Here is a 24819-nt window from a genome sequence, read left to right as displayed (position 1 = left end):
CGAGAGGCGCGGGTCCTACTTCTTCAGCGGCTTCCCCGAGACCAGCGCCATCGGGTTGCTGGTCGTGCCTTCCGACAAGGCCACGACGCCATCGATGCTCCGCTGAACCTGCAACGCGGGATACCTGAACAGGATCCCGGCGGTGCTGTTCACCGCCTTCCACAGGCCCTCGTCGAATTCGCCCTGCTTCACTTGCTGACCGAGTCCGTAGACCGCCTGGATCATCCGCATCCCGGCCGGGCCCGCGTACCCACGCGTGCCGTCCTGCGCGAGTTGGCCGAGTTCGCGGAGGAACACCACGCTGTTCATGGCGGTGCCGATCGACTCTTGCGCGATCTGTTTCACCCACTTGTCGGGTTCGTCTGAGGGCGGCTTCCGGCCGACCAGTTGCCCCAGCGCGACCGTCGCCATCGCGGGCATCAGATAGAGCAGCGAGAGCCCGCCGAGCATCGAGGCGACGTCGCCGGGTTTACGGAAGTTCGTACGCCCCACGATCTCGGCGGTGCTGTTGAAGACGACGTTGCCGTACGAATAGAACACCATAAACAGCCGCGCCACTGGCCCGCCGCGCTGGACATGCGCCAGATCCTGAACCTGCCAGGTGCCCTGGAAGTCCCGCACCACCTGGTCGGCGAGCGCGATCGCGCGGGCCTCGTGCTCGGCCGGCGTGGTCAGGCCCTCCGTCGGCTCGGCCATCGCTTTCATGTACTGCCCGAGCCACGTCGGCACGTCGGCGACGCGCTGCGCCATGCCGATGTGCCAGAGGTAGACGTCCGCGAGTTGCGCCGTGGACATCCGGCCCCGCGAGACCTCGCGCACGAGCGCATCGAACCAGCCGCCTGGTTGCCGGAGCGCGGAGCGGAGCTCGCTGATGTCCTGCGTGGCGTTCGTCACGCGGTCGCGCATGAGCGGCGACACCTCCGCGATCCAAGTCGTCGTCGCTTCCATGTGCGCCGCGTCGCGCAGCCACCGGCCGAGCCCGCGCATCACCCAGACCGGGCCGACACGCGCCATGCCGTTGAACATCCCGAGCGGTTGCTGCAGGGCCGTCCAGAAATTGAACCCGAGCAGGCTGATCTGCGTGCCCGTGCGCATCCAGTTCGCGGCCTTGTCCATGCGATTCGTGGCTGGTGCCGTCCCAGTGGCCGCGTCCTTGAGCATCTCGGTAAACTGGTGATAGACCGCGTCGCCGCGCGTCTCGTAAATCGCCTCAGCGACGCGCTTGTCGCGAAGGAGTCGGGAGAGGTCGATTAGGGTCTCGTGGTAGGCCAGATCGTGAATGACCTGGTCGAGGTGGCCGAACGCCACGCCCAGATCCAGTCGGACCGGGCGTTCGAGATGTGAGACGCGCGTCTCGACGTGGCCGCGCCTCGTGGTGCTACTCACGTACGCCGCTTGGAGTAAGGTCTTTCCCGTTTCGGCTTCGGCGAGTCGCGCGGCGCGAGGCGAGAGCCGAGCGTCGTACGCCAGCGGGTAGTAGCCGCCGGGCATTACCCCGAACTTCGTTGAGACCGGCTCCGCAGCCACTTTCTCGGGAGCCACTCCAGTGACGCGCTCCTGTTTGGCCGCAATCTCAGGCCAGAACGTGTCGAGGAAATCCCACGTCGCTTGCACAAATCGCCAGTCACGTTCGTCGAGCGTGTCGAGAATCGCTTCGACTTGCGGCTCGGTCCAGCGCCGGCTCGGATCGGAGAGGATGCGGTCACGACTCGTCTGGTTGCCCCAGTTCAGGGCGACCGCGAGCCGGGCTTCCGTGGTCAGACTGGCGTTGATGGCTCGGATGAAGGTCTTCCGCCCGAAGTGCGCATACTCCATCGGCGCGTAGTGCGATCGCAGGATGGCCCAGTACGCTTCGCCGGCCTTCCCCTTGCGCGTTTGTTCCCAGTCGGCCGCCTGGTTGAGGGGCATTACGAACGACGACCACATCTCTCCGCCGTCCTTGTAACCGTCGAGCGCACGTGAGAGCAGGGAAATCTTGGCGAGGCTCGCGAACACATCCGCAATCGAGCGTCGACGCTCTTCGCGCGGGCCAAACTCCAACGGGAGGGCCTTGGCTGGCGTGTTGGCACGGATGGACTGATCGATCGCGGTGGCGGCGGTGTCGAGCGCGCGGCCCTGTTGGAGTTTCAGAAGTCGGTTCTTCAGGCGAGCCAGGTGCATGATTTGTTGCAGCCCGTCGGTAACGCCGACGAGTTCCTCGACGGTGAGTTCCTGCCAGTTGACGCGTCGCGTTTCCTCGAGCAGTTGCTCGGGCAGATCCACCGGGATCCCGTCAGCCTCCTGCGCCGCGACCCACTTCCGCAGCGAAGCCCGGCGGTCGAGTGCCGTTCTCGACACTGGCGCGAATTCGTAGCGGTCGAGAATCCCGTCGACCTGGTCAAGATACGACTCGCCGGCCTTGCCCAGCCGTTCTCGGGCAGCCGGCTTTGCCAGGTCCTTCGCGCGCCCGACCCGCTTTTGGACGTCTTCTTTGACGCGCATCGCTTCGCGGTAGAGCGCGAGCGTCAGTAACTCCTGCTGCTTCGCGACGATCGCCGCGTCGAAGTCCTGTCTGGCCGCGGCGTCGATCGCGAGCTGCGCAGAACGCCGCGAGGCCGACCAGAAGGCCTGTGGATTGATGTCGCGGATCCGCGTGCGGGCGATCCGGTCGACTGCCATCTGCCGCAGGTCGGCGGCACGGGGAATCGCGGCATCGATGACGGACGGTCCGCTCTGGGTCTTCTCACGAGCCGCCTGCAGCTCGTCCTGCAGCTCGTCGATCTCCGTCTGCTTGCGTCCCTCGGCGATGGCGATCCGGAGTTTGGCTTCGGCTTCGAACCAGCGGCGTTCATAGGCGCGTGCCGTCTCGGCGTCAGCAACAGCCGCTTTGCCGGCGCGCTCAAAGGGCGTGGCGATGCGTTTCAGTTTTGCCAGCGCGCGAAGTTCCTGCCGGACGACCTGCTCGCGTGACTCGTTCGCGACGGCCGCTTGCGCTTTCTCGTGGAGGCTGCCATCCAGGAGGAGCGACCCATGCTGCTGCAACATTCTCCGGTTCGCCTCCTGCCCGATCGCCTTCGACATCGCCGGCGCCTGGCTGATGGCCGTCAGCATCTCGTCGCCCGACGAGAACCCGAATTGCCCCGCGACGACGTCGGGGTCGAGCCCGCCCTCCTTGGCGTAGGTGAACGGCGGCAGCCTCTTCAGCCGCGCTTCGCCGTAGCGTTCCACCAGAATCGCGCGGGACAGATGTAGCGGCTCGGCTGGCTGGCCTTCGACGAGCGCGGAACCATCCGGACGCGTCCCCTTCCGAATCGCCCACAGGGCCGCGTAGACCGGTTCCTGGTGGACTTCCGTCGTGACCGCCTGTTCAATCTCGGCGCGCTGCGCCTTCCACTGGTCGGTCTGCTCGCGCTGGACTTCGGTCAGCGCCTGGCGTTCGAGCGTTTCGCGGGCGATCCGGGAGGCATCGGCGACGGTCTGTGAGTAGAGGCCGAACGTCGCGGCGTCCATGCCGGCGCTCTCGGGCGTCGTGAACATCGCCTCGACCTTGCCGGCGGCCTCCGCTTCGGCAATGGCCTGGTCGCTCGTCAGTATCCGGTCGAACACGCCGCGTACGTCGTCGGACAGTTTCACGCCCAACCCGGCCAGCGTCCGGTAGATCCCGATGAGCCAAGCGCGGAACCGGGCAAACGTGGAACGGAGCGCGACACTCGGCGCCTTGCCTTCCATCAGGTAGGATTCGAACGCGCGAGCGAACGTCTCATGCTGGTCGGTGCTCAGGCCAGCTCGGTTCTCAATACCCAGAAACTTCAGCGTGGCGTCGTAGTCGGCGAGCTGCTGGCGCTGTTCGGCCGTGAGCGTGGCAGGGTCGAGCGCGCGCAGTTGGTCGGCCAGATCGCTGAAGACTTCGAGGAAGAAGTGACCACCCTCGTGGAGGAACGAACTGAGGTCGGCCCGCTCGAGCAGCGTGATGGTCGCCTGGCGGTCGGGTCCGAAGGTGATCGAGCCGCGGCGGTCCTGCGATAGTGTGAGGAGGCCATCGACGACCGATCGCGCCTGCCCGCTGGCAGGCTGGTGCGCCCGCGAAGCGTCCGACGCCGGCGCGAGACGAGTAGTGGGTTGCGCGACCGCCATGCCTGAGACGGCCGGTGCGGTCCGAGAGGACGCCGGCGCAGCCACGAGAGGTGTCGCAGCCGCGCCGGCGTCGCCGACAACGGCGGGCCTGACCACTGCCGGGGCGGTCTCGTTCACTGAAGCAGATTGCAGATCGGGACGCTGCACCCGAAGCCGATACCGGTTATAGAGCGCCACCGGATTGACGCCGGCCCGCTCGGCCATCGTGCCGATCGCCGACTCCACCAGCGTCGCGTAGTTGGTCGCCGTCTCGCTCGGCACGCCGGCCTGTTCGAGTTGCTGAAGAATCGCCACGTGGATCGGCGCAGTCTGGGACGGCGCCGCCACCTGGACCCCTTCAGCCTGGCGCTGTTTGGCCTCGTCCATCTGCCGCGTGAGGGTCTCTCGGAACGCTGTCGCCTCACGAGCGTTCATCTCGTCTGGAGCGAGCCGCAGTTCCTGCGCGAAGAACGCATTGTGCTCAGTGCCGGCCACCTTCACCGCATACGCGGCGGTGGGGATGGCCAGGTCCTCACCCGTGCGCTGCGCGACTTCAAGAGCATCGGCCTTGCCAGTCAGCTCCTGCGCGACGATCGCAGGGTCCAACCCCTTCGACTGCCAGTAGGTCGTGAACGTGTCCACGGGCGCGTACAGCGTCTCGACGGGGCCGTCCTTCGTCGCCTGCGCGAGGAACGCCTGCGCGGCCTCGGGCATCCGCTGGACCGTCTTCGACTGCGACACGCCCTCACCGAGTGCCGCGAAGAAGTGTTCGTTTTGGGTGGCTCGCACCGCGCGCTGCGCGTCGTGCACGAGACCCACCGTCGGCATGATGGCCAGGCCGAGCGAGAAGGACTGCAGGGCGCCGCCGAATTCGCGCGCCACGTCGCCGGCGATGTCGCCAGGCGTGCGGAGGGGAATGTTCGGCCCGGCGGCCACCTTGCCAAATTCCCCGCTCAGGATGGTCGAGTAACGCTGAGCGGCTTCAATGAACGACTCGCCAGTCAGCGTCTTGCCGTAGTCCTTCGCGACCGCCACAAGCTGCGCGCGGATCGTCGGATTCCGGAGCGCGCTTTTGACCACTTCGCGGACGCCCTTCTTGCCGAGATCCTTGATGCCCGGGATGGTTCGGAGGAACATTTCGATGCCGCCCACTTCGAGCACGGCATTGATGGAGCCCGCAGCAAACGCGGCGGCCCGAGCCGTCTCGCGATCGAGCGGACGACCGAGCTCGTCCTTGAAGGTGCGGTATTCGTCGTAGGCGTTGCCCGCCTCGATCTGGAAGGTGTACTTCGCGCCGCCGACCAACCCGCCCACGCGGGCGCCGAGCGCGGCGCCGGCACGAAGACCGGGGAGGATACCTGCACCACCGGTCGCAAGCCCGCCACCGACGCCACCGACGACCGCACCGACGCCGGTGCCGATCGCCACCTCTGGCGCCGCAGTGACCATACCCTCGACGAAGTTCGCCAGGAGATTGCCCGCGCCTGTGACGGCTCCCTTGAACCACGAATCCCCCGCTCCCGCGGCGCCAATCTGCTGTGCCGCCTTCTGTAGTTCCTCCATCTCGAAGTACTGCTGTTGCGTCAGTGGCTCACCGAGAAGTTCCCGTGTGCGGAGCTGCGCCGCGCGGCTCTCAAGAGTGGTCTTCGCGTAGGCGGCCGATGGCGCTTTGACAATCCACTCCAGGAACCCGAGGCGCTCCATGTCGTCTTTGGCGATCGCCGCGTTGTGAGGATCGGATGCCCACTCGGCCAGCTTCGGAGTCTGCTGGAGCATCGCGTCGTACGGCGTGGTCTCCACAACGGCCCGCTTCGAGAGCGAGTCGAAGTTCCGCTCGACGACGTCTTGTGGGAGTCCTAACGTGCCGGAGAGCTGTCGCACCTGGACTGCGCGATCTGGCGTGGTGTCGCGTGCCTGCATCGTCGCGACCCGCAAGGACCGAGAGTGGTCAGCGGTGATCTCATCGAGGGTCTGCTGCAAGAGATTCTTTGGTGGCGACGGCTCTTGGTCGTCCAGAGCTTCGAGGGTTGCGTCGTAGAGGTTGATCGCCATCTACTGTTTCCCCCCGGACTTCTTCGCTTCGGCTTTCTTCTTGTCCTCAGCAGCTTTCCTCTCGGCGTTCTTCTTGACGGCCGCGGCGGCCACACGGTCGCCGGCGTCGATGCCCTCCCATGCCGCTTGACCGGCACCAACCACAGCGCCGGCCGCGTCCTTCGCGGTCCCCTTCAGCCAGTCAATAGCTCCACCACCAGGCGCCTGTGTCGTCGTGGGCGCAGGCGCCGCCTTCGGGGCCGGCACTTTCGGTAGCGGCGCAGCGACGATCGGTTCGTTTGGGTGGCGCTGCTTGAACTCCTTATAGAAGTCGAGAATGGCCGCGTCGCTGGGCCTCTTGCCCCTCGCGACCAGCGCGTCAGAGAGCGCCTTCTTCTCGTCTGGCGTAATGTCGCCGATGGACACGTCGAGCAGCGGTCTTGTCGCGCTACCGAAGATCCCCCACCACGAACCCGGAACCGTGGCCTTCTGGGAGAGGATGTTGTCCACGATCGACTGGATGTCCTGGTTGCTGGCCTTCTTGCCCGGAAGCGCCGCACCAGTGGCCTTGTCCACCGCGGGAGTCTGCATAGCCGAGACGCGCCGGTCCACCATGAGGTGAAGCTGCGCGATGGCCTTCGCCTCCGGCGTGTCTTCTTTGGCTTTAGGGTTGACGCCGAATTGCCTCAGGGTAGCGTCGACGACTTCCTGCCGCGTGAGGAAGGGCGTCAGTTCTTTGTCGGCCGCCTGCCGGTTGCCGGCCTTAATTGAGGAGCGGATCGACGCCAGGTGCTTGTAGTCGGTTTCGTCGAGACGGTACTTCAACAGGTCTTCCCTAATGAAGCCGTCAGGGTTGTTGTCCGCCAGATTCATCAGGGCGTCGTACGTGCGGCGGTCTGTTTGGGTGGTCTCGCCCTTCGCCTTGCGAGCCGCTTTCTCCTCCAGCATGTTCCGCACGCCTGGATCGAGTTGGGTCCAGTAGGGGAGATGATGGGCAACGCGGAGATTCCACCCCGACGCCTCTAGCGCGTTGTAGGCGTCCAAGCTCTGCGCTGCGGCCTGGTCGTGTTCCTTGGTCTTTTTGACGTTCCAGTCGTGCTCGACGTACTGCAGCGTCATATCGCGCACCTTGCCGTCGAGCTTCTTCGCTTCGGCGCGCTGCCCGTCGATATCTAGATCAGAGGCGATGATCCGGTCAGACTCTCGCTGCGCCGTCTGCGTTGTGGTGGCCTCGGTGATCTTCGTTTGGAGTTCGTCCCACTTGTCGGGAGCGATCTCGTCCTTCGCTGCCGTGAACCAAGTTGCGGCCAACGAGTCCTGGTCCTGCGCGACGAGATTGTGAATCGCCCCGATGTGTGCCGCCGTGGTCATCTCCAACTTCCTCGCCGCGACCTGTTCCGGTCCCATGCGAAAGAGCGACGCGTTGGCGTCGACGGACGCGAGCCCCGCGTCGAGGCTTGCCCGGAAGACCTTGGGGTTCGCCGCGTAGTGGACCGCCTCGATCACGCGGTTCGTTTGGAAGGTGGCGACCTCGCCCGTCTTGACTAACTCGGTCTCTCTCTCGGCGTGCTGCTGGACCTCAAGGTCAATTCGGCTCCACTCCTGCGATCGGAGGTTCTCAAAGTAGGGCCGCTGTTCGGGCGTGAGTTTCCCGCCGATTGCGTCCGCGGTTTGGTTGAAGGCCGACATGACCTTCTCGTGGAGCCCGAGCGCATCCGCTCCCTTGACCCTGAGAGCGCCCTTCTGTTCGTCATAGAGCGCCGCGCTTTTCCAGGCGTCGAGCTGGTTCTTCGCCCCGAGCAGCGCGGTCTCGTTCGCCTCCTTCCGCGCCTTCGCGACGATGTCCGCGTAGACCGACGCGCCAATGTTCGCCACCTTGCCCGCGACGCCCGCGATCGCGCCGAACGTCTGCGCCTGACCGAGCGCCTTGACCTCTGCGCCCTGCGCGGTGGCCACGTCGAGTTTGCCCTTCGCGAGTGCCACGCCGGCGCCTTCCGACTCCGGCGTCTCGGCGGCTGTGAGCCGCGCGCCGGGGAGAGGGGCCAGTCCGACTTGTCGTTGGTACGATCGTACGGTGGGCATCTCGGTTCCTTTCGACCTACGTTCCGAACAGCACCCGCGGGGCGGTCGCTGCACTCGTCTCGGGTTCCGTGTTCGTCGGCGTCTCTGTGGCTGCCGGCAGGCTGGGGGGCGTTCCCGCCACGTCGGGGAGGGCGTCCGGTCCCGTGGCTGCTGGAGCCGACGACACGCCAAGCAACCTCACCATCCAAGCGGGCCGCCGCTCCGGCTCTGGTTCCGGCGGTGGCGGGGGCCCCTTCCTGTGAATCGTTTGCACGGTCGCTCCTGTCGGTTTCGCTTCAGACGGATAACAGGCGTTCTCAGCCATGGCAGCTCTCGCTGGTTTCGAACGGGTTGAAGTCGTGAATCACGCCCGCGTCTTCGCCGGGGTCGACCGGAATCAAGACTCGCCGCGCCGACCCCAACGGGCTCATCTTCCCGAGCTCGGCGTTCAGCGACTGCTGTGCACTCGCCCGATGTTCCGGGATGTCCTCGGACACGCGCACCATCCATCGGGCCGAGAAGTGCTCCTCACGCGCGAGCGTGAAGATGTCGCTCTCGCGACGGAGGCTGTTCCCGTAGCACCCGCGATGCAACACTCGGACACGCAGGCTCATCGTTGTGCCTCCGCGTAGGGGTCAAATTCATGTTTCACGTGCCCAACCGACTGCCGATCGAAGCCACCGGAGAGCGACGCCGGCTGATCGGGGAAGGCGAACGTGAGTGCGAGCGCGTCGGCCAGGTCGGGGGAGCGGCCGAGCCGCTTCTTGATCTGGTCCTTCTCCTCGATCAGGAACTTGCCGTTGGCGAACGTGTAGGTAGGTTGCGTGAGCTCGGCAACCATCTCGGGGATGTTCGGGAGGCCCCCGCCGCGTTTCACCCACTCGGCCATCTCGAACCACATTTCCGCGCGACGGTTGCGGTATCGCGGGTTGAGCGCCTGGTCTGAGAAGACGATCCCGAGCACGGACTCGCCGGCGGCCAGCAGATTGTCAATGACCCCAGCTCCCCACGTCCCAGTGTCGTCAACGGTCGTCAGCTCGGCGCCCCACTTGGCGATCCCCTTCGCGACGCGGGCGGCGATGTTGGTGGTCCGCGCGGCCCGCATCACCACGGGCTTGAACGCGGCGAGCCCCTGGCGCGGGAAGATGACCGTTCGGTCGTCACCAAAGCGCGCGACGTCTACGCCGAGGCGCTTTTGGCTCCAGGTGTAGGCGTCCTCTCGGACGTGACGCCCCATCGCGGCCTGAACCTCTTCGACGCTCAGAAGGCTGTTGAACGACTGCGCCGGGAACTTCCCGAGGATGTAGCTTGCCACCCACGCATTGTCCCGGCCGTACGTTTCAATCTGCTGCTTCGCCCACTCGATGTCGACTCTCGGGGCCCGCTTCGGATCGTCGGGGTCGCCAGTGACGACGAGGACGTACCATAGGTGCCGGAGCTGCGCGGCTGCAGCGTAGAGCATCCCGTCCGTGCTGATCGGATTGCCGGCCTGGACGATCTTGCCGAACGTGCAGTTAGAGAGAGCCTGCTCGGCAGCTCGAAGGACCGTCAGCGGGATCACCCCAGACTCGTCGATGAGGGCAAGCACGTACTTCGAGTGAAGGCCGGAAAGCGTCTTCCCCTGCTCGTCGGCGTTGCCCGTCTTCGGCCAGGAGCGGGCGGAGAGGAACCACGTTTCAGGATGGTCGTTCGCGAAGATGCGCGAGGCCGTCCAGGTGAAGGCGGTTGAGAGGTAGATGCTGCGGCTCATCCACTTCGAGAGCTCGGCCCAGAGGTTGTCGCGCAGGTTGTCGCCGGTCACCGCGACCGCGGCGCCCTTCGGGTGTTCTCCTGGTTCGCCTTGTGTGCCGAGGAAGTGCAACGCGCACCAGGCGAGAACGCTGCTCTTGCCTGGTCCTACGCACGCCTGGAGGCTGATCCGGCGCTTCGACGGGTCCGGGCTGGCAAACGCTTCGAGCGCGTCTCGCTGCCAAGTGTCGGGCTCGACGTGCAACTCCTCGGTCACGAACGCGAGGATGTTCTCGCGCCAGCGTCGGAGCGTCGCGCCCATCGTGACCAGGTCAACCACGGGGCGCCTCCGACTTTCGCGAAGCCCCGAGCGCCTGCTCGAGCGTGACGGTGCCCGTGTGCTTGACGGTGTCGACGAAGTCGGCCTGGCTGCGGCCGAGCATCTCGGAAGCCTTCAACCTATCGCGCAGGTCCGCGTCGTCGTAGCCCGCGGCGCCGCTCGCGATAGTCGTCCAGAATCGTTGCCGTTGCTCGCGGGTCCAGACGATCGGGTCGCTCTTCGCCCGTTCGTCGATCGCCCGCCGGATCCCTACATTTCCCAACAAGCGGCTAGCCTGCTTCTCAGCGGTCGTCTCCGCGTAGCCGGCCATCCGCGCCGCCTTCGTCGCGTTGCCGCACGCGGCACCCATGAGGATTTCAACAAAGCGCCGTTGACGTTCAAGCAGGGGGCGACTCGTCCGGGCAGGAGCCGCCGGCCGTTGGGACCGGGAACGCACCTTCTCCGCCACAACCGGTCGAACCGCCCATCTCCGTCCGCCTTTCATGCGTACACCTCTGTCGTTGCGACAAACGCCTCGCTCGCCGATCGAATCTTGCGGAGCACCGGACACCCGGCGTCGTTGTGCATAAACGGCGGGAAGTCGGTTCCGGGCACGCGCGTGTCACAGAGGAACGCCGCCTCGCGCGGCGCGAACGATTCTTCGGCGTGGCAGCCGGGGCAATGAACGACCCGGACGCCGTTACTGAGCGTGGCGACGTCCATGCCCGCAACAATACTCAGCCGCTCCCGCAAGGCAGCGCCGTACTGTCGTAGCTCGCTCTCGGTCATCGTGCGCTCTCCTCGATGTCCCACTCGGGGGGATAGGGCGGTTCCCGGGAACCTAAGTCGGAGCCCATTTCATCGGGTCCGTTTGATGCTTGGAGCGTGGCTGAACCGCAGTTTCCAGAAGAGTCGGGAACCTCCGGAACCTCGGGAACCTGCAAGCACTCGGTATCGAGGTCAGAAGCCCTTTGAGGAGTAAGTACAGGCTCTTCAGAGATCAGGTTCCCGGTATTCCTTATAGGAACCTCGGGAACCTCATCCCTGAAATCGAGATTCCCATCGGTAAAATCGGGTCCGAGTGAGGTTCCCGCACTTTTCGCTGTTTCGGATGAAAGTGCCGAGTTGCGGGGTCCTGAGCCTTCGGGACTCAACTGGTAGCGGTAGGGGTCTCGATGGCCGCCGGCGCCAGAGCGCACGACGCGGCCCATCCCGACCAGGCGCCGCAGCACGCGGCCCTTGTCCTGGTTGCGGCCTTCGACGTGAGAGTCGAACCACTTTTCAGCGACGGGCTCGGCTTCGCCTTCGAGGGTTACAAGTAGGCGCTCCCCGAGCTCCCGGTCGTCGACGTTCCGCTTGGTTCCGGCCACCGTCACGCGCCCGGTCGATTCGTCCAGCACGAGCACGACGGGCTCGAGGTCGTGGCCGACGCGTTGCACGCTGGAGAGGGTCCGATACTTGTCCGAGCGTTGCAGCACGAAGACGTTGTCGGCGGAACCGGTGAGGGCCGTTGAGCCCAGCACCGCATCGAGGCCCGAGCGATCGGTGTGCGTGCTGGCATGGGTCAAGAGCAGCAGCGTCGCGCCGGTCTCGCGAGACAGCCGAAGCAGGGGCTCGAAGCGTGACGTGACGTCGGCGTAGTCGGAGAAGTCACGCGCCCGGATGAGCCGCTGTAGCGTGTCGACCACGATGAGCCCTGGCTGTTCGGTTGCCGCGAGCACGTGCAACGCGGGCAGGATCTCGTTCGGTGCCTGGCCGGCGAAGATGCGAATCGGTTCGCAGCCGGTGGCGCCCATCGCTCGAAAGTGCTTTCGGACCTCGCTGCGTTTGTCTTCGAGTGCGAGATACCACACCGCGCAGCGATGCGTACGCCAGCCCCCGAGCCACTTCTCCCCGCTGGCGACCGCAAAGGCCAGGTCCCGCGCCAACGTCGACTTACCGGCCTTTGGACGGCCAGCGAGGAGTATCACGCCGCCGGAAGGCATTCGCTCTTCGATGAGCCAATCCGCCGCCTCGTCCGGTTCGTTGAGCAGATCGGCGAGCGTCGTAAGCTCGAACTTCAGTGGCGCCGCGGCGAGCTGGCCCGGATTGAACGGCGGGGCCACTCGGATCGCCTCGAGCAGCTCCGCCTTCGTGTGCGAGCGCAGCCAATCGCTGACGTCGCCTTTCTGTTCGAGGCCGGCAAGGGGCACGATCTTCGTGAACAGGCCGGCGTCGTGACAGCTCCGAGCCACGGCGCGCGCGTGCGCATCGCCAGGCGCATCGTTGTCGGGAAAGATCGCGACGCGTTGACAGCCCAACGCCTTCAGTAGCGTCGAATACTCCGGTGCCCACTTCCCGGCGCCGCCCGCGTTCGTCGTCGCCGGCAGGCCCACGCGCCAGAGGTTCTCGACGTCCTTCTCGCCCTCGGCGATGAAGATTGCTTCACGGCCCTTGAGGTCTGGCAGACGGTACGGCACGCGGCGCACGCCATTGAGCGACCAGCTCCACCCGCCGCGGCCGTCTGGGCGGCGTTGACGGAATTGCTTGTTCGGAAAACGCACGACCTGAAACAGCACCGCGCCCGTCTCGTCGCGGTAGTCGTACGTCAGCTCGGAGTCGTGTTGGTCACGAGGAGGGAACAGATCGCGCAGTTCCAGACTCATCGCCGCGGTGATCGCGGCCGCCTGGCAACCCGCGTGACACTTGAGCAGCACGCGGCCGTCGTCGCCTGTCGTGATGGAGAGCGACGCGCGATCATCTTCGTGCGCCGGGCATCGGGCCATCCATCCGCCGCCGTTCTGTTGCGCCGGCCGCGGGAGTGCGGCCAGGAAACGATCGAGCGGGGTGGTCGCCAGCGCAGTCTCCATCAGGCGGCTTCACTTTTCGCTGCGTCAACCGCCGCTGCGAGCGTGACGCGGGCCGACGCCAGCGCGGCCTTCGCCGCTCGGAGAGACGACAGGTCGCGCATCACTGCGGCCGATCGGTCGTGAAGTGCGGTCTCTGCATCGATTTCGTTCTCGAGCGCAAGCTCCAGTCGACGCTGTGCTAAACTTGTCGTGTCCATCGGTGCCCCCTTCCACGCCCGGCCGCTTGCCACGTGCCGGGCGTTGCCGTCTTCAGCCCTGGTTCACGCTGCGCCCTGTCGCGACTCCGCGCACGAGCGGATCCACTTTTCGATGTCGTCTGCGAGCCAACCTCGAGCCCGCGGGCCGAGTGGCAGTGGTTTCGGGAACCGCCCCGCCTTGATGTCGGCGTAGATGGTCGAGCGTCGCCGCTGCGTGATCTCGATAACTTCCGGCAGCCGCAGAATCTTGCTCATCGCTTCGGGCCTCCAATGAATCCAGATGGATTCAAAACACCTAAAGCGTAGAGATGTGGCTAGATGACTGGAAGGCGATTCCCGACTTTCCGCAGTCGGGAAAGTGCGGAAAGTCGGGAAGGTATTGGGAGAGGACGGGCCGCGACTACTTGGTCGGAACGTCGCGCACGGTGACTCTGGACCCTTTTTTCGAGAGGGCGTCGGCTACCTTGTCGCGCACGTCTTCGCTCACCGGCTGGCCGTCGAGGATCTTGCTGGTAGTCTTCGGGTCCGGGCCGCCCGCATCAGACAGGGAGCGCTTGTTGAATTTCCGCTGCTTCATTTCGGCTTTCAGCCAGGCCGCGCACTCCACGTTTGGGCCGGACACGCAAGCGTCCGCGTTGCGTTGTTTTGCCGCCACGGGGGCTGGGGTCGGTTGTGGCGATAGCTGATCGGGCGCCCAACCATACTGACGAAGCAGCTCGGCTTGTCGCTTCCGCCACTCTCGCCGGCTGGGCGTCTTGATGCCTGGGCCGGCATCCTCGGGGACGCCGTGCTGCTTCGTCCGTTGTTTGCTGCCGATAATCATCGTGCCCTCGCCTGATGCTCCCTCGGGAAGAAAAGTCGCCGCCGACCAGCGAGGGACTGGCGTTCGCGCCGGTTCATGAGGCCGGCGCTAGGCGGCGAGTGAATTCTACTTCGACGGCGTCGGCTCGTTCGACGCTTTCAACGCCTCCGCGAGCGGATCCGGCTCTCGGAGCACCGTCACGAGAAGGGACTCCTCGATCGCTGAAAAGGGGAGGTCAGTCGGAAACCAACATTCGACCTCCGGAATTCGAAACGGCACCAGATCGATTGACCGGATATCGTTCCATAGGACGAGTTGCGGGTACACCGCTGGCGCGACGAAGAGAACGGCGATCGTGTCCCCTCTCGGCAAGAAGCAGCCGAGACCCCTCTGAATGGCCGTTTCCGACTGGCCCCTGAAATCGAAGAGGCAGACGTAGCCCCTCCTTCGCCCGACACTGAGCCTCGATTGTGGATACGTGTTACCGAGGGCCCCATCGTGGTTCGCTCGAATCCGCCCATCCTGTCGAATGACTGGCAGACGATCGCCTGGCGTCATGTGGAACACCCGGCCGTCCAGGAGGGGCGCCAGGCGATCGCGCAGTTCCATTGCTCGGATCTGGATGGCATGCTCTGTCACGTGTTTCCCTCTCGGGCGACGGGCGCGCCGTGGCTCATGTTCCCTTCCGAAATCGCATCGTCTCGGGCGGATCCACGTCCCGACGTGGAATACGGTAGGTGCGCCCGGTCTTGCCGATGCGCTTCACGGCCAACCGCCCGGAGGCGATCATCGAGTAGATGGTCCGCACTGGCACGCCCAGCACGAGCGCGGCCTCCTGCGGCGTGTAGTAGAGCGGCGCGATCGGGTTCATTTACTGCCTCGCCATTCTTCGCGGCGTCACCGTGGGACCGATAGGCGCCGTTCTCCGTCTCAACCTTCACGCCGCCGCAAGCGCCGCCGCGACGACGTCGGTAATCTGCCGTTGAACGCCGGCCCGGTCGTGTTCGTCGACATACCCGATCAACGTGGCGACCGTCTTGTGTCGGCTGTAGGCGCGCACCTGGTCAAGGCGAAGACCGGCCGCAGCGCCGCGTGCGACGGCCGTTGTAATCGCTGTGTGCCTCAGCGCGTGACACCACACGCGCACGCCGACGCGCTCCCCAAGGTCAGTGACCAGGCGCAGCACCGATCGCGCGTGGAGCCTCTTAGTGCCGCCGATCCCGGGCCGATGCGATCGGCTGAGAAACAGCGGCCCCTGGCCAACGGCGCCGCGGTGCGCCAGATACCGGCGCAGCGCCGCGACGACGGTCTCTGGCAGGGGCACGAGCTCGCGCTCGCGTCGACCCTTACCGCGGATCCAGGTGGTGCCTCGCGCGAGGTCCGTCTCTTCGAGATTGAGTCCGCACAGTTCCGAAACCCGGAGGCCCAAGCAGAACAGCGTCGCGACGATCGCGTGGTCGCGTGTCTCCGTCTCGGTGTCGGCGGCCGTCGCCTCAAGCATCCGTCTCACGTCCTCCACCGCCGGCCCGCGCGTGTCGCGGCGACGTTCGGCCTTCACGCCCGGAACCTCGATGATCCAACCGCCCTGAACCACGCCAAGCATGCGAGCGAGTTTCGAGACAGAGCGGAGAGTTGCAAGCGCCCGGTTGATCGTTGCTGGCGCGAGGTTGGCAGCCAGGAGCGACCCGCGGAAATTCAGAACGATCCCGTGCGCGCTCGCGCTGTCCTGTTGGAAGAGTCGATCGAGCGCAGCCTCGACCGTGAGCGACGGGGCGATGTCCAGGCCCGCCGAGAGGAACCGGGCGAAGGCCTCAAGGTCGTGCTCGTAGCTTCGCATCGTGTGGGGCGACTTGCCGGCCCGCCAGGCCTCCAGGATGCTGCGCGCGTTGCGCTGGCGCTGGTCGCCGAACATCAGCGCCGGCGACAGGAGCTCCGGCCGTGGGACAGCGAGGGCGGGAGCGGTGTTCATGACGCGCCGCCTTTCGCTTCGCTCGAAACCGTGTCGTCGCGCCACGTGAGCCCGGCCGCCTGGAACCACCGCTCCAGCTTGTCGGCGGCGTTCATGTTGAGATACTTCACGGAGCGCCCAAGTTCGTGTTTCCTGAAGCGCGCAAGGTCCCCCAGTGTGAACAGGCCCACGGCGTGAAGTCGAGCTAACGCACGGGCGGACACTCCATCGGGCGAGTCTGGACCGGGAACGGGGGTCTGCGGGGTCGGGTGGTGGCGCTGGCGCAAGGCTTCAACCGCCTGCCTCTGCGACTCGCGGTACGGCTCGTCCCAACTGAGAGCGGGCGGAGGGGCCGGCTCGCACATGAACTTGTCGAACGTCTCCAGCATTACGTTGACCATCAGGGGCTGGACGTGTGCCGGCAGAGCACGGAACTGCGCGACAAGCCCCGCCTCCGTTGGCGACAGCCCCAACGCGCTTCCAGAGGCTCGCGCGGCAACGATGCGGGCGCGGTCTTCGAGGGCTGGGAAACGAAGGACACTAGCGCTCATCGGGCACCGCCCGCCGCGACACAGCGCCCGACCGCCAGGCCAATCGCGTACGCCGCGTCTTCTCCGGCGAACTTCACTTCCGCTTGGGTCATCTGATAGCTGACGAATACGCCCCGCAGTTCGTCCGAGCCCAGGGCATCCCTCAGCCGGTGCTCCAGCGCGTTGGCATGCTTGCTCGTGAGCTGCCCGGCCTTCGCCGACGCCGCGTCCCGGATGGCGAGGCAGTGCTGTTCGACGGCCTCAAACTCGAGTTCCGCCAGTTCGGTGAGGTTGCTGTACGTGAGCGCCTTCTGTAGAACGCGATCGACCAACGCGTCGACCGACGGGCGCTTTCGCGCGACCGGCGCCTTCCGTGTAGACTGGTTCTGCTTCATCGGTGCCTCCAGGGTCGGAGGCCGGCGGGACGCTGGTAGAATAGCCAGCAGATCGTCGGCCTGGTATCGCAGGTTGACGGTTTAGGGGCGCTTGCGGGTGACAGCCCGCGGGCGCTCCGACTTCATGACACCTTTCGACTCCAGCCACATTCGAATCGCTCGCCGCACCTGCTCAGAGGGCGGAACCCCATCGCGCTTGTGGACGAGCTGTAGTCCCTCGAGCAGCTCCTCGTCGAGTCGGATTGTGGTAACTGTTCGGGTAGGCGGCATATATGAGATTGTATTCTAAACGCATACGCGTGTCAACACCCTATTGTGACCGCGATTCACGCGGGTTGCCGGCGACCGCCGCGTCTACCGGAATCAGGGTGCTCTTCTGGTTCGCCCGTTGCCCGGGCGGCGCTCCTGCCTTTGTGAAGTGCATATCCGGCGCGCTCGGTCACTTCCACCTGGCCCGCCAGGCCAACCCGCCAGCGGCCAGCATCGCGACGCAGCCGAGCAGGCGCCATTGGGCGTGCGAGAACGGGCCCACCTTGGTCTCGGCGGCGGCGCACCACAGGAAGACGAAAGCCAGCGCGAGAGCCGCCCCGGTCAAGATGCGCCACCACGCAAATCGCCTCACCAGTCGACGCAGGAGCAGGAACACGCTCGCGGTCAATCCGACACCGATGCTCACGACGCTGCTCTCTCCAACAACTTGAACCCACGCCGCTGGAGTGCATGGCATCGACAATGTATCGGGCGTCCTCTCGACGAGCGCCGGGACGCGTCGCTGCCTGCCCGCCCTGATTGCATCCTCCTCTGCTATGCGATCGAGCGCTTGAGAAAACGCCAAGTCGTCCCGCATCTTCTGGTATTTCTCTTGCTGCACCCGGTCCCTTTCCTGTTCCAGCAACGCCGCTCGGAGGCCAAAAGCCCCGGCCAGAACAAGAACCGCCGCAGCTACCGCTATCAGGCGCGTTGAAACCCTCACCGGCCACCTCCTCGCAGGGGCACTCGCGGTCAGACTTCCCGCACGGCACATAGTAGCGCCAGCAGAAGCGACCGGCGGTGGGAACAGTCAATCTCGTTCTCACTGTCGCGCTGGCACCGGTGCGATAATGCCGCTCGGAGATGAGACCGATGCCGAACTTCGAAGTCGTGTGGCACGGGGGAATGATGGGGTTTGTGAGTCCCTGGTCGAAGACGAAGGGCGAGCTCGTTGGCCTGCGTCCGGACTGGGAACGGCGCGACGACGCCAAGGACGATCAGGCGGCGCCGGCGATTGAGGCACGCATCGCGCGTCGCCTCAATCTGCGACTCGACCAAGCGCGGCTCCGCGGTGCGGACACAGAGAACGACTCGGGGCGGTTCGGCATCACCGACGCGAATCCCCTCGGCGCCTGGCTGCTACTGGACGACTCGCCCGGCTTCCTCGATAACCCACTGGCGCAGGATTCACCGAAACACCCCCGCGCTGACACGCTCCTGTCGGCTGGCGAGACTTCTGACGCGGGTCGATGAATAGAGCCCTTCGATCGCTCGACGCTTCTACGGGGCGCTGAGCGGCCCGGGCGCGCGTCGCTGTCGTTGAGGCTGAGAATGGAAAGTTATCGGACGCTGGGCGGACCGACGACTGGGTAGGCTCCAAGGGCGCGGGAAGCGCTGGCTAGTAGGGCGTACACGACCGGTTTGCCCGCGGGAAGATGTACCTGCCCCCTACTCAAGAAACGCCCCCACTCTGCGGGGAGCCGCCAGGAGGAATCATGGAGCCGATTGACAGGAAGAAAGCGGACCGATTTGCGTTCCTCGAGGCCATCTACAATCGGACCGATGGTGCCTCAGACGAGGCGATCGACGAGAGGGAAATCGGCTCCGAGCTCGGTTGGACCGACGACCGCCTGGAAGCCGTCGTCCAGTATCTGACCGCGGAACGCCTTATCGAATGTGTGGCGTTCGGCCACAACATGGGGATTACTCACGAAGGTATTTGCGAGTACGAACGCGCCGTGTCTGAGCCGGGCACGGCGACGACGTACTTCCCACCAGTCAACATCATCAACGTCGAACGGATGGAGCACTCGCAGATCCAGCAGGGAAGCAGAGACAGCGTGCAGACGTTCACGATGGGCGCTTCTGATGCGCCGGCTGTTCAGGCACTCCTGAGTGAGATCCGGACAGCCCTCAGTCACCTCGATCTACCAGGCGATGGTCGACAGTCGGTCGAGAGCGATGTCAACACGATCGCCGCGCAACTATCAAACCCGACGCCCAAGCGTTCAATCGTCGCGGACTGCCTCCAGTCGATTCGCCACGTGCTAGAGGCGGGCGGAGGCCACCTTCTCGCACTGAAGATTGCTGAGTTTCTATCCAGGTAGTCGCCCGGCACCTAGACTTTCGAGTGGGCGTCGTCGGCCTTGAGCGGGGCGGGCGCGGGTTTCGCCTTCGCGGGCGCCTCGGGGCGGTCCGCCTTGGACGGCGCCTTCCGCTCGATCCAGCGGTTCAGATGGATGTTCGTTCGCGCCATACCGATCAGGCGACCATCACAATTCCGTAGACTTCCGTGAGTGCAAAATCGATGGCGTCCCCACCGGGATTCGAACCCGGGTTTCGGCCTTGAAAGGGCCACGTCCTAACCCCTGGACGATGGGGACGACTTGGAAGGCGAGTACGCCACGGCGTGCACCACGCACGAATGACGAACAACAAATAGTACCAGAACGCCTCACCGGTTCGCAATGCGCTGATCGCGGGTCTGTCCGAATGGAGGCCGGGTCTTCAGACCCGACGCCACACGTACACACAGGCGGACGGGCGGGATCCGAGCAGTCCTTCGGTACCTTCGGCCACCCCGGGTCTGAAGGCCCGGGGCTCCACCAGAACTCTGGCAAGCCTTCTTGTCAGGCGAGGATTCATCGCGCCCGCGTGTGTCTCAACGGCAGTTCGTTATAAGATCTGGGCGCCGCGCTGATTGCGGCAGCGTCCCCCTGGCCGCCCCGATTCATTTCCGACGCACACATGCTGACCACCACAACACTTGCCCCGGCGATGCTCAAGAAGTTCAACGCGCTCGAACGAATCATCGGCAATACACCGTTGCTCGCCATCGACTTTACCTACCGCGGGGCGCCGCGCGTGCTGTACGCGAAGTACGAACAGGTGAACCTCACCGGCAGCATCAAGGATCGGATGGCGCTGCACGTGCTTCGGCGTGCGTACGAGAACGGCGCGATTCACCCGGGCGACATGATCGCCGAGGCCACCAGCGGCAACACGGGCATCTCGTTCTCCGCGATTGGCCGCGCGCTCGGGCATCCAGTCACGATCTTCATACCCGATTGGATGAGTGCGGAGCGTCTCTCACTGATTTCGAGCTTCGGCGCGTCGATTGTCCTGGTCAGTCGGACCCAGGGGGGCTTTCTTGGCAGCATCCGGATGTCGGAGGAGCTGGCGGCGCGCGAGAAACACGTGTTTCTGCCATGCCAGTTTGCCAACGAGGCCAACGTCGAGGCGCACATGATGACGACGGGGCCAGAGATCTGGGGACAGTTGCAGCTCGAAGGCCTTACGCCCGACGCGTTCGTCGCCGGCGTGGGCACGGGCGGCACGGTGATGGGCGTCGGACGATTCCTGCGATCACAGAAGCCGGATGTGCGGATTCACCCGCTGGAGTCGGCGGAATCACCCACGATGTCAACGGGTCACAAGGTGGGGCACCATCGCATCCAGGGCATCTCGGACGAGTTCATCCCGGCCATCGTCAAACTCAACGAGCTTGATGCCATCGTCGAATCGTCGGATGGCGACGCCATCCTGCTGGCGCAGAAGCTTGCGCACATCGGGCTGGCGGTTGGGATTTCCTCCGGCGCGAACTTCATCGGTGCGGTGAAGGTCCAGAACCAACTGGGGCCGGCAGCGGTGGTTACGACCGTCTTCTCCGACAGTAACAAGAAATACTTGAGCACCGACTTGTTGCGAGACGAGCCGGTGAAGCCAGGCTATCTGTCGCCGGATATCGAGGTGCTCGGATTCCGCGCGGTTGGCAGACTGTGTTCGGCCTGTCCCGAACTTCCCGGGCAAGTGAAGCAGGCGTAGTGCTTCGATTCGCAATGACGGTCGGGTATTCTTGCGAGGCGATCCGATGAAAAATGCTCGCTCAGCACTAAGTCCTGAGTGAATAAACTTGTTGTCGAATTCATGAATCGAAGGACTTAGCTACCGCGCCAGCCAGCCCCCGTCGACGACCAGGATGTGACCGGTGACGTAGTCGCTGGCGGGCGCACAGAGAAAGACTGCCGTGCCGGCGACATCCGCCGGGTCTCCCCATCGTCCGGCTGGAATGCGGTCGAGAATCTGACGGCTGCGCACCGGATCGGCGCGGAGCGGCGCCGTGTTATCGGTGGCCATGTAGCCGGGCGCGATCCCGTTGACGTTGATACGCTTTGAGGCCCACTCGTTGGCCAGGGCCTTGGTCAACTGCGCGAGGCCACCCTTGGCCGCCGCGTACGATGGCACCAGAATGCCACCCTGAAACGACAGCAGCGAACAGATGTTGACGATCTTCCCGGGCGCGCCCCGGGCAATCAGCCGACGTCCGACCTCTCGCGAGAGCCGGAACGCACTCGATAGATCGACGGCGAGCACGAGGTCCCAGTCGTCGTCTGAATGATCAGCGGCGGGAGCCCGCCGAATCGTGCCGGCGTTGTTGACCAACAGATCGATCGGCCCGAGCGCCGCTTCGGCGTCGGCGGCGAGGCGGGCCGGGGCTGTGTGGTCACTCAGGTCGGCGGCGACCGCAGCGGAGCGGCGGCCGAGCGCCCGCACCTTCTCCGCTGTGGCGTCGGGCGCCAGCAGGTCGTGGCAGACTACATCAGCGCCCGCTTCGGCCAAACCAATGGCCATCCCCGCGCCAAGACCACCGGCGGCTCCGGTCACCAGTGCCACGCGCCCTTCCAGGCTGAACTGTCGTGCGATGCCACTCATCGTCTCTCCTCGGACAAATCCCGAATACCGAATCCCGCTTGCTTCGCCGAAGCCCTCAGGCAGACTCCCCGGGATCGCCACGCTCCAGCGTGGCTCTTCCTCGGGCCGGGCTGGAGCCCGGCGATCCCAGGAAATCGACTGTCACACGCACTCCCGAACCCCGATTCGCTGGCACGCCGAAGCCGAAGGCACCCGAATCCCTATCTCCCCTTGTCGAGGCCCGACGGCGCCTGCGCGAAATCGGGATGCACGTTCACGAGCCCGAACTTGCGGTCTTCGGTCTCGCGATGCGCGGCCATGATCCACATGAAGCTGACGGCATGGCCGGGGATGGATACGTTGGGATGGAATCCAGTCGGCATGACGATGACATCACCATCATGCACGACCTCGACGCGCTCCGGTTCCATCTTGTCTGTGTACACCATCTGAATGGCGAAGGCCTCAGGCGGCATGTCGTAGAAGACGTACAGCTCCTCGGCCAGCGCCGCGTGCTCGTGGGGCGGCCAACTCGTCCAGTTGCCCGGTTCCGACCACGTCACGCCGGCCATGAGCCGCCCCGCCTCGACGTTCTTGCCGAGTAACACGTTTAACGTTCGCGTCGTCGCGGGCCCGCCGGCGCGGAAGTGCAGGCCCGGGTCTTTCTTCACCTCGGCGTACGGCACGAAGCGAAGCGGGTAGTGCCCCTCGACCGGCGCCCGGCACTCGACGATGTCGACCTCGGACGAGGTCGCGACCTCGATCGTCTGATCGCGCGGAATGTAGAGCGCGTCGTACCGTCCCAGTGTGAACACCGAGCCGCTGGTCGCAACCGTGGCCGAGCCGCTGAAGCACACCAGGCCGACTTCGTCTCCACCCGAGCCGAACTGCACGCTCGGGACGCTCCGATCGAGGATGATGCGTCCGTAGCTCAGATGCCGCGTCGCACTGTTGGCCGGCGTCACCGATAGATGCCGGCCCTTCAGTGCATTGGTCCGCCGAAACACGATCCGATCACGGGCAAGTTCAGCCGTCGACACGTGTGCCTCCTAAGTCCATCGATTCATGATTTCGGCGACGAGTCTATTCACTCAGGACTTAGTGCTGAGCGAGCGTCCTTCACCGGTTCGGCACGCAAGCAGACGAAACTGTCATTGCGAGTCGAAGCACCGCTTAGCGCCTCTGCAGATCCGTCATGCTCAGTGTGGCGTTCTTCTTGTACCCAGCCGGCGGGGCGTAGATGTTCTCGGGCGCCGGACGTTCAGCGATTTCGACTACTTCCTGCGTCATGCGCATCTTCGCGCCCATCATGTCCGCCGTCATCTCCGAGGCGATCTGGTAGCCCTTGATTTTGGCGAATTCGGCCACTGACGCGTCGGCGACGCGCATCTGTCCCTGCAGGACCACCGGCATGATCGTCGCGTTGAAGGAGGCGAAATCGAATGGGACGGCAGTGGAAGCCCAGATGCGCATGTTCATCTGCATGCCCATCACCGTCATCGTGGCGTCGTATCCGGTGCAGTCCCAGGAGCCGATTTTCTTCGTCTCGGTCGTCGGCTTGACCGTCGCCGACGCCTTGATCATGTCGGCCATGCCAGCCGCTTCGACTGGGAGAAGCTTGGCGAAGTCCAGCGGCAGCGGTGTCTCGACGTAGGACTTGTCCTTGTGATTGATGAAGTACGCGACCTTCTTCCCGACATCGATCACGAACCAGGAGTCGGCGCCGCCAGTGGCGTATCGGCCGGCGGAGATCCAGGATTCCATCGTCTCGTCGCGCGCCGGCGTACTCTGGCCCATCATGGCCACGGCGTCGCTGTGGGTCTTGGTTTTCACGTAGGTGTCGGCGAACGCGGACGGAACCGCGATCAGGAGCACGAGCGCCGCCAGGATGAGCTTCTTCATGTGTCGTTCCTCATTGTTCCAAAGGGTGCCCGTCGCGGCGCCCGACCGCTGCTGCCGATGGGCGACGTAGAGACGCCGCCTTGGTTGCTTGCAAAGCCAGCCGAAGGAGGCCCGCCTTCGCAACGGTCCGGATTGACATCCTCCTCCCGTCGCTTCGACGCGCAGCCTTCGCCATTACCGGTTCGCGAAGCCAGCCGAAGCTCACCGAGGAAAGCGAAACGAACCGGAGGTGAGCGAAGGCTGGTGAGCCGGGTGGGGATCGAACCCACGACCACCGCATTAAAAGTGCGATGCTCTACCACTGAGCTACCGGCCCGACCGATCGGTATTCTACCTCCTCCAACCCGCCGTTGGGCCGAAGCAGGGGAGTCCGAACACACCAACGGCGAGCCAGTGCGCCAGAGACTGCGCGCCCGGGCTCGCCGTCGACGAGGCTACTTCAGTTTGAACGGGACGCTCAGCTTCGTGGTCTCCCACTCCAGCGTCAACGTGCCGGCGTTGGCGCCAGCGGCGGCCAGCGTGATCGTGAACAGTTCCACCGGGGCTGGCAGCGACTCCACCTTCAGATCCACGCGGGCGAGATCCTGCTTCTCGTCATACTGCGTGCCCCACTGGCCGGTCTGCTTGTTGATGATGAGCTTCCAGGCCTTCTCGCCTGGCCACGAATAGATCGTGTACGTGCCGGCCGGCACGACGGCGCCACCAAGGTCCAGCGCCGCATCGGTCTTGAGGGTTGTGGCCGCGTTGGCGCCCGTCCTCCACACCTTGTCGTAGGGCACCAGGGCGCCCATGATCTTCCGCCCGCGAATCGACGGACGGCTGTAATCGATCGTGATCGTGGCCGCGCCGATCTTGATACTGGCAGTCCCGGGCGGGCTGAGCGGGGGTTGCTGGGCGTCGATGGTCAGCGCGAGAGGCGCCGTGATCAAAGTAGCGGCAATCAAAGCGGCCGCGAAGACACGGGTGCGAGTCGTCATCTGCGTATCCTCCTCGGAGGGCGGTTGACGCGAGTCGTTCAGATGAG

The 24819-nt window shown here is 65.1% G+C and carries 24 protein-coding genes and 2 tRNA genes; 3 read left to right on the top strand and 23 right to left on the bottom strand.

Translation table 11 applies throughout. The annotated features are described in order from the left end of the window. Positions 1-15 precede the first annotated feature (15 nt). The 16 genes from NT151_09955 to NT151_09880 form a co-directional block, all read right to left on the bottom strand. Positions 16-6144, bottom strand: coding sequence for a hypothetical protein (locus NT151_09955; protein MCX6539237.1), 6129 nt, complete (start codon positions 6142-6144; stop codon positions 16-18). Further along, entirely contained in the window at positions 6145-8205 is a 2061-nt protein-coding gene (locus tag NT151_09950) for a hypothetical protein (GenBank protein MCX6539236.1), read from the bottom strand. 296 nt (positions 8206-8501) lie between these two features. Beyond that, complete coding sequence (locus NT151_09945; protein MCX6539235.1) at positions 8502-8798, bottom strand: hypothetical protein; 297 nt, start codon at positions 8796-8798, stop codon at positions 8502-8504. Then, entirely contained in the window at positions 8795-10252 is a 1458-nt protein-coding gene (locus NT151_09940; GenBank protein ID MCX6539234.1) for a hypothetical protein, read from the bottom strand. The genes NT151_09945 and NT151_09940 overlap by 4 nt, the downstream gene beginning before the upstream one ends. Beyond that, on the bottom strand, positions 10245-10736 hold the full coding sequence (locus NT151_09935; GenBank protein MCX6539233.1) for a terminase small subunit: 492 nt from the start codon (positions 10734-10736) through the stop codon (positions 10245-10247). Before NT151_09935 ends, NT151_09940 begins: the two co-directional genes overlap by 8 nt. After that, complete coding sequence (locus NT151_09930; GenBank protein MCX6539232.1) at positions 10733-11020, bottom strand: hypothetical protein; 288 nt, start codon at positions 11018-11020, stop codon at positions 10733-10735. The genes NT151_09935 and NT151_09930 overlap by 4 nt, the downstream gene beginning before the upstream one ends. Beyond that, positions 11017-13080, bottom strand: coding sequence for an AAA family ATPase (locus NT151_09925; GenBank protein MCX6539231.1), 2064 nt, complete (start codon positions 13078-13080; stop codon positions 11017-11019). The genes NT151_09930 and NT151_09925 overlap by 4 nt, the downstream gene beginning before the upstream one ends. Next, the gene (locus tag NT151_09920; protein MCX6539230.1) at positions 13080-13277 is read right to left on the bottom strand and encodes a hypothetical protein; all 198 of its coding nucleotides are present in this window, start codon (positions 13275-13277) and stop codon (positions 13080-13082) included. Before NT151_09920 ends, NT151_09925 begins: the two co-directional genes overlap by 1 nt. Before the next feature lie 63 nt (positions 13278-13340). Continuing rightward, a complete protein-coding gene (locus NT151_09915; protein MCX6539229.1) occupies positions 13341-13532 on the bottom strand; it encodes an AlpA family phage regulatory protein in 192 nt (63 codons plus the stop codon). Positions 13533-13677: 145 nt separating this feature from the next. Beyond that, entirely contained in the window at positions 13678-14100 is a 423-nt protein-coding gene (locus NT151_09910) for a hypothetical protein (GenBank protein MCX6539228.1), read from the bottom strand. Between the two features lie 105 nt (positions 14101-14205). Next, positions 14206-14718 (bottom strand): hypothetical protein, encoded by a 513-nt coding sequence (locus tag NT151_09905; protein ID MCX6539227.1) that lies wholly within the window; start codon positions 14716-14718, stop codon positions 14206-14208. A 34-nt stretch (positions 14719-14752) separates the two neighbouring features. Next, the gene (locus NT151_09900; protein ID MCX6539226.1) at positions 14753-14950 is read right to left on the bottom strand and encodes a helix-turn-helix domain-containing protein; all 198 of its coding nucleotides are present in this window, start codon (positions 14948-14950) and stop codon (positions 14753-14755) included. Between the two features lie 66 nt (positions 14951-15016). After that, on the bottom strand, positions 15017-16048 hold the full coding sequence (locus tag NT151_09895) for a tyrosine-type recombinase/integrase (GenBank protein ID MCX6539225.1): 1032 nt from the start codon (positions 16046-16048) through the stop codon (positions 15017-15019). After that, on the bottom strand, positions 16045-16578 hold the full coding sequence (locus NT151_09890; protein MCX6539224.1) for a hypothetical protein: 534 nt from the start codon (positions 16576-16578) through the stop codon (positions 16045-16047). Before NT151_09890 ends, NT151_09895 begins: the two co-directional genes overlap by 4 nt. Next, the gene (locus tag NT151_09885) at positions 16575-16952 is read right to left on the bottom strand and encodes a hypothetical protein (protein MCX6539223.1); all 378 of its coding nucleotides are present in this window, start codon (positions 16950-16952) and stop codon (positions 16575-16577) included. The genes NT151_09890 and NT151_09885 overlap by 4 nt, the downstream gene beginning before the upstream one ends. A gap of 439 nt (positions 16953-17391) precedes the next feature. Continuing rightward, the gene (locus NT151_09880; protein MCX6539222.1) at positions 17392-17628 is read right to left on the bottom strand and encodes a hypothetical protein; all 237 of its coding nucleotides are present in this window, start codon (positions 17626-17628) and stop codon (positions 17392-17394) included. A 446-nt stretch (positions 17629-18074) separates the two neighbouring features. Here NT151_09880 and NT151_09875 point away from each other — a divergent pair, with 446 nt between their 5' ends. Beyond that, positions 18075-18455: a hypothetical protein gene (locus NT151_09875; protein ID MCX6539221.1), complete on the top strand. Its 381-nt coding sequence runs from the start codon at positions 18075-18077 to the stop codon at positions 18453-18455. A 242-nt stretch (positions 18456-18697) separates the two neighbouring features. After that, positions 18698-19309 (top strand): hypothetical protein, encoded by a 612-nt coding sequence (locus NT151_09870; GenBank protein MCX6539220.1) that lies wholly within the window; start codon positions 18698-18700, stop codon positions 19307-19309. Between the two features lie 11 nt (positions 19310-19320). On the opposite strand, the gene NT151_09865 is transcribed toward NT151_09870, so the two are convergent. Together NT151_09865 and NT151_09860 are read right to left on the bottom strand one after the other, a co-directional pair. After that, complete coding sequence (locus tag NT151_09865; protein ID MCX6539219.1) at positions 19321-19458, bottom strand: hypothetical protein; 138 nt, start codon at positions 19456-19458, stop codon at positions 19321-19323. Positions 19459-19510: 52 nt separating this feature from the next. Continuing rightward, positions 19511-19585: transfer RNA gene (locus tag NT151_09860), tRNA-Glu, on the bottom strand. 364 nt (positions 19586-19949) lie between these two features. Between NT151_09860 and NT151_09855 the strand changes: the two genes are divergently transcribed. Next, on the top strand, positions 19950-21026 hold the full coding sequence (locus tag NT151_09855; protein ID MCX6539218.1) for a cysteine synthase family protein: 1077 nt from the start codon (positions 19950-19952) through the stop codon (positions 21024-21026). A gap of 120 nt (positions 21027-21146) precedes the next feature. On the opposite strand, the gene kduD is transcribed toward NT151_09855, so the two are convergent. The 5 genes from kduD to NT151_09830 form a co-directional block, all read right to left on the bottom strand. After that, positions 21147-21905: a 2-dehydro-3-deoxy-D-gluconate 5-dehydrogenase KduD gene (gene kduD / locus NT151_09850; GenBank protein ID MCX6539217.1), complete on the bottom strand. Its 759-nt coding sequence runs from the start codon at positions 21903-21905 to the stop codon at positions 21147-21149. Between the two features lie 209 nt (positions 21906-22114). Continuing rightward, a complete protein-coding gene (locus NT151_09845) occupies positions 22115-22933 on the bottom strand; it encodes a 5-deoxy-glucuronate isomerase (protein MCX6539216.1) in 819 nt (272 codons plus the stop codon). A gap of 133 nt (positions 22934-23066) precedes the next feature. Then, a complete protein-coding gene (locus tag NT151_09840; GenBank protein ID MCX6539215.1) occupies positions 23067-23795 on the bottom strand; it encodes a hypothetical protein in 729 nt (242 codons plus the stop codon). A 241-nt stretch (positions 23796-24036) separates the two neighbouring features. After that, positions 24037-24111: transfer RNA gene (locus NT151_09835), tRNA-Lys, on the bottom strand. A 118-nt stretch (positions 24112-24229) separates the two neighbouring features. Beyond that, a complete protein-coding gene (locus NT151_09830; GenBank protein ID MCX6539214.1) occupies positions 24230-24772 on the bottom strand; it encodes a DUF2911 domain-containing protein in 543 nt (180 codons plus the stop codon). Between the last annotated feature and the right edge of the window lie 47 nt (positions 24773-24819).

The organism is Acidobacteriota bacterium (assembly GCA_026393675.1).
Classification (GTDB): domain Bacteria; phylum Acidobacteriota; class Vicinamibacteria; order Vicinamibacterales; family JAKQTR01; genus JBAXOX01.
The sequence above is the reverse complement of the archived record's forward strand: the minus strand, read 5'-3'. Positions and strand labels throughout refer to the sequence as shown.

Coding starts and splice junctions, on each gene's coding strand:
- NT151_09955 (MCX6539237.1), bottom strand. CDS start 6,144: ATGGCGATCAACCTCTACGACGCAACCCTCGAAGCTCTGGACGACCAA.
- NT151_09950 (MCX6539236.1), bottom strand. CDS start 8,205: ATGCCCACCGTACGATCGTACCAACGACAAGTCGGACTGGCCCCTCTC.
- NT151_09945 (MCX6539235.1), bottom strand. CDS start 8,798: ATGAGCCTGCGTGTCCGAGTGTTGCATCGCGGGTGCTACGGGAACAGC.
- NT151_09935 (MCX6539233.1), bottom strand. CDS start 10,736: ATGAAAGGCGGACGGAGATGGGCGGTTCGACCGGTTGTGGCGGAGAAG.
- NT151_09930 (MCX6539232.1), bottom strand. CDS start 11,020: ATGACCGAGAGCGAGCTACGACAGTACGGCGCTGCCTTGCGGGAGCGG.
- NT151_09925 (MCX6539231.1), bottom strand. CDS start 13,080: ATGGAGACTGCGCTGGCGACCACCCCGCTCGATCGTTTCCTGGCCGCA.
- NT151_09920 (MCX6539230.1), bottom strand. CDS start 13,277: ATGGACACGACAAGTTTAGCACAGCGTCGACTGGAGCTTGCGCTCGAG.
- NT151_09915 (MCX6539229.1), bottom strand. CDS start 13,532: ATGAGCAAGATTCTGCGGCTGCCGGAAGTTATCGAGATCACGCAGCGG.
- NT151_09910 (MCX6539228.1), bottom strand. CDS start 14,100: ATGATTATCGGCAGCAAACAACGGACGAAGCAGCACGGCGTCCCCGAG.
- NT151_09900 (MCX6539226.1), bottom strand. CDS start 14,950: ATGAACCCGATCGCGCCGCTCTACTACACGCCGCAGGAGGCCGCGCTC.
- NT151_09895 (MCX6539225.1), bottom strand. CDS start 16,048: ATGAACACCGCTCCCGCCCTCGCTGTCCCACGGCCGGAGCTCCTGTCG.
- NT151_09890 (MCX6539224.1), bottom strand. CDS start 16,578: ATGAGCGCTAGTGTCCTTCGTTTCCCAGCCCTCGAAGACCGCGCCCGC.
- NT151_09885 (MCX6539223.1), bottom strand. CDS start 16,952: ATGAAGCAGAACCAGTCTACACGGAAGGCGCCGGTCGCGCGAAAGCGC.
- NT151_09875 (MCX6539221.1), top strand. CDS start 18,075: ATGCCGAACTTCGAAGTCGTGTGGCACGGGGGAATGATGGGGTTTGTG.
- NT151_09870 (MCX6539220.1), top strand. CDS start 18,698: ATGGAGCCGATTGACAGGAAGAAAGCGGACCGATTTGCGTTCCTCGAG.
- NT151_09865 (MCX6539219.1), bottom strand. CDS start 19,458: ATGGCGCGAACGAACATCCATCTGAACCGCTGGATCGAGCGGAAGGCG.
- NT151_09855 (MCX6539218.1), top strand. CDS start 19,950: ATGCTGACCACCACAACACTTGCCCCGGCGATGCTCAAGAAGTTCAAC.
- NT151_09840 (MCX6539215.1), bottom strand. CDS start 23,795: ATGAAGAAGCTCATCCTGGCGGCGCTCGTGCTCCTGATCGCGGTTCCG.
- NT151_09830 (MCX6539214.1), bottom strand. CDS start 24,772: ATGACGACTCGCACCCGTGTCTTCGCGGCCGCTTTGATTGCCGCTACT.